Raw genomic sequence first — 3,790 nt, forward strand, 5'->3', positions numbered from 1 at the left:
CGGTATGCAGTTGCTGTTCGTCCAGAACGGCGTCGTGCAGTCGGGTGAAGGTGTCGGCAAGGAGTTCCTGTACATCATCGCCGCGGTCGTCGGCGGCTGCCTGCTGACCGGAGGCTACGGCTCGGTGGTCGGCGGTGCCGTTGGAGCATTGATCTTCGGCATGGTGCAACTGGGCGTGGTCTACGCCGGCTGGAACGCTGACTGGTTCGCGACCTTCCTCGGCGTGATGTTGCTGCTGGCCACGATCGTGAACCTCGTCGTCAAGAACAAGGCGGATGCGCGATGACCACCACTGACAGCTTCGCGATCGAGGCGAGCACCAGCCCGAACACCCCGATCGTCCTCCTGGAGGACGTCGGCAAGAGCTACGGCAACATCCAGGCCCTCCGCGGGGTGTCCCTGTCGGTCCGGCAGGGGGAGATCACCTGCGTGCTCGGTGACAACGGCGCGGGCAAGTCGACACTGATCAAGATCATCGCCGGCCTGCACGACTACACCTCGGGGACCATGTCGGTGAACGGCGAGGAGCGACACTTCTCCTCGCCACGGGAGTCGCTGGACGCCGGCATCGCCACCGTCTACCAGGATCTCGCCCTGGCTCCGCTGATGTCGGTCTGGCGGAACTTCTTCCTCGGCAACGAGCTCACCAAAGGGCCGTTCGGGATCCTCGACTCCGCGCAGATGAAGCGGATCGCGCAGCAGGAGCTGGCGAAAATGGGGATCTCGATCCCCAACCTGGAACAGCCGGTGGGCAAGTTGTCGGGTGGTCAACGCCAGTGCGTCGCGATCGCCCGGGCGATCTACTTCGGCGCCAAGGTGCTGATCCTGGACGAGCCGACGGCGGCCCTCGGTGTGAATCAGTCCGGCGTAGTGCTCAAGTACGTCGTCAAGGCCCGCGACGAGGGCATCGGCGTCATCTTCATCACCCACAACCCGCACCACGCCTACCTGGTCGGCAACCACTTCGTGATCCTGAAGCTGGGCCGGGTCGCGCTGGACACCCACCGGTCGGAGATCACGTTGGAGCAGTTGACCACCGAGATGGCCGGCGGTTCGGAGCTCGAGGCCCTCAGCCACGAGTTGCGTGACATCGATCCGGGCCTCGTCGTCAGCCCGGCCGGTCCGGCCGTCGAGCCGGTCGAGCCGGCCCGGCCGGAGGACAAGAAGGAGTAAGGATGACGGACCTCCGGATCGGCATCGTCGGCGTCGGAATCATGGGCGCCGACCATGCCGAGCGGGTTGCCCGCAGTACTGCGGGTGCGCGGCTCGTCGCGGTCTCCGATCCGGACACTGCGCGGGCGGACGCACTCGCGGCCGCCCTCGGCGATGTCCGGGTGATCGGTGATCCGCTCGCGCTGATCGCCGATGACGAGGTGGACGCGGTCATCCTCGCCTCGCCGGGGTTCGCTCATGCCGAGCAACTGTTCGCCTGTCTGGAGCACCAGAAGCCGGTGCTGTGCGAGAAGCCGCTGACGATGGACACCGAGTCGGCGTTGCGGGTGGTCGAGGCCGAGCACAAGGTCGGGAAACCCCTGATCCAGGTCGGGTTCATGCGCCGCTTCGACCCGGAGTACGCGGCCCTGAAGCGGTTGCTCGACTCGGGTGAGCTCGGCCGGACGCTGCTGCTGCACAACGTGCACCGGAACAAGACGGTCCCGGCGACGTTCCGCAGCGAGATGATCGTGCGCGATTCCCTGGTGCACGAGGTCGATGTGGCGCGCTGGCTGTTCGACGACGAGATCGCCCGGATCACCGTGCACACCCCGAAGCCGACCAGCCTGGTCGGTTCCGGGGTGCTCGATCCGCAGTTCGCGGTCTTCGAGATGGCGGGTGGGGCGCTGGCCGACGTGGAGGTGTTCGTCAACTTCCAGGTCGGGTACGAGGTTCGCTGCGAGGCGGTGGCCGAGAAGGGCAGTGCCACCATCGGCCTCGGGGTCGACGTGCTGACCAAGACCGCCGGACACTGGGGTGGTGCGGTGCCGGACGATTTCCGGGTCCGCTTCGGATCGGCGTACGACATCGAGGTCCAGCGCTGGGTGAGCGCCGTGGCGCAGGGCGGGATCGACGGTCCGACGGCCTGGGACGGGTACGCCGCAGCCGCGGTCTGCACGGCCGGAGTGCAGTCCCTGCAGGAAGGCCGTCCGGTAGAGGTCGAGATGGTACGCCGGAGCGAGGTGCTCGGGTGAGATCCAGGCCCGCCACAACCCGTAGTACCGAGCAGGGCAAGTCCGTAACACCGATGAAGCAAGGGATGCAGCTGTGAGCACTGAGCGAATCACCCATCTGGTCGGCGGGACCCCGTGGACGGGCGTCTCCGAGCGCACCAGCAAGGTCTACAACCCCGCGACCGGCGAGGTCACCGGCGAGCTGGATCTGGCGTCGGCCGCAACGGTCGACGAGGTGGTGAAGGTCGCCCATGACGCCTCGAAGGCGTGGGGCCGGACGTCGCTCACCAAGCGTGCGCAGGTGCTGTTCGCCTTCCGCCAGTTGCTGAACGAGCGCAAGGAGGACATCGCCGCCCGGATCACCGCCGAGCACGGCAAGGTGCTGTCCGACGCGCTCGGCGAGGTCACTCGCGGGCTCGAGGTGGTCGAGTTCGCCTGCGGCATCCCGCATCTGATGAAGGGTGGGTTCAGCGAGAACGTGTCGACCAACGTCGACGTGTACTCGATCCGCCAGCCGCTCGGCACGGTCGCGGTGATCTCTCCGTTCAACTTCCCGGCGATGGTGCCGCTCTGGTTCGTCCCGATCGCGGTCGCCTGTGGCAACAGCGTGGTGATCAAGCCGTCTGAGAAGGACCCGTCGGCGGTCAACGCCGTGGCCGCGCTGTGGAAGGAGGCCGGGCTGCCCGATGGCGTGATGAACGTCGTCCACGGTGACAAGGAGGCCGTCGACCGGCTGCTCGAGCACCCGGACATCAAGGCCGTCTCGTTCGTCGGCTCCACCCCGATCGCGCGGTACGTCTACGAGAAGGGCACCTCGAACGGCAAGCGTGTCCAGGCCCTCGGCGGCGCCAAGAACCACATGGTCGTGCTGCCCGACGCCGACCTCGACCTGGCTGCGGACGCCGCGGTGAACGCGGGCTTCGGCTCGGCGGGAGAGCGCTGCATGGCGATCTCCGCACTGATCGCCGTCGAGCCGGTCGCCGATGACCTGGTCGGCAAGATCCGTGAGCGGATGGCGACGCTGAAGACCGGCGACGGGACCCGCGGCTGCGACATGGGCCCACTCGTCACCGGACCGCACCGCGACAAGGTCGTCGGGTACGTCGAGGCCGGGGTCGAGGCCGGCGCCGAGCTGACGGTCGACGGCCGTGAAGGACCGTTCGACGGCGGTGACGACGGCTTCTGGCTCGGCCCGACATTGTTCGACAAGGTCACGCCCGACATGTCGATCTACACCGACGAGATCTTCGGCCCGGTGCTGTCCGTCGTCCGCGTCTCCTCGTACGACGCGGCGCTGGACCTGGTGAACTCGAATCCGTACGGCAACGGCACCGCGATCTTCACCAATGACGGTGGGGCGGCGCGCCGGTACCAGACCGAGGTGGAGGTCGGCATGGTCGGCGTCAACGTGCCGATCCCGGTCCCGATGGCGTACTACTCGTTCGGCGGCTGGAAGAACTCGCTGTTCGGCGACACCCACGCGCACGGCACCGAGGGCGTGCACTTCTTCACGCGCGGCAAGGTCGTGACCCAGCGCTGGCTCGACCCGAGCCACGGCGGGATCAACCTGGGCTTCCCGCACAACACCTAGTCGCGGGTCGCGCCCCGGACGGGGGCGCGCGCCT

Annotated in this window: 4 protein-coding genes; all 4 read left to right on the top strand. The window is 67.6% G+C overall.

From position 1 onward, the window contains the following. Window positions 1-286: ABC transporter permease subunit (locus tag VFG33_RS18915; RefSeq protein WP_414672965.1), on the top strand; the 286-nt coding region annotated here is incomplete at its 5' end. Further along, entirely contained in the window at window positions 283-1,173 is an 891-nt protein-coding gene (locus VFG33_RS18920; protein WP_325054224.1) for an ATP-binding cassette domain-containing protein, read from the top strand. The genes VFG33_RS18915 and VFG33_RS18920, both read left to right, overlap by 4 nt. A 2-nt stretch (window positions 1,174-1,175) precedes the next feature. Then, window positions 1,176-2,186, top strand: a complete 1,011-nt coding sequence (locus tag VFG33_RS18925) for a Gfo/Idh/MocA family protein (RefSeq protein WP_325054225.1) — start codon at window positions 1,176-1,178, stop codon at window positions 2,184-2,186. A gap of 73 nt (window positions 2,187-2,259) precedes the next feature. Next, the gene (locus VFG33_RS18930) at window positions 2,260-3,756 is read left to right on the top strand and encodes a CoA-acylating methylmalonate-semialdehyde dehydrogenase (RefSeq protein ID WP_325054226.1); all 1,497 of its coding nucleotides are present in this window, start codon (window positions 2,260-2,262) and stop codon (window positions 3,754-3,756) included. The last annotated feature ends 34 nt before the right edge of the window (window positions 3,757-3,790 follow it).

The organism is Kribbella sp. (assembly GCF_035687465.1).
In the GTDB taxonomy this organism is placed as follows: Bacteria; Actinomycetota; Actinomycetes; order Propionibacteriales; family Kribbellaceae; genus Kribbella.

Excerpts from the sequence above, each read along its gene's own strand:
- VFG33_RS18920 (WP_325054224.1), top strand. The coding sequence starts at position 283 with ATGACCACCACTGACAGCTTCGCGATCGAGGCGAGCACCAGCCCGAAC.
- VFG33_RS18925 (WP_325054225.1), top strand. The coding sequence starts at position 1,176 with ATGACGGACCTCCGGATCGGCATCGTCGGCGTCGGAATCATGGGCGCC.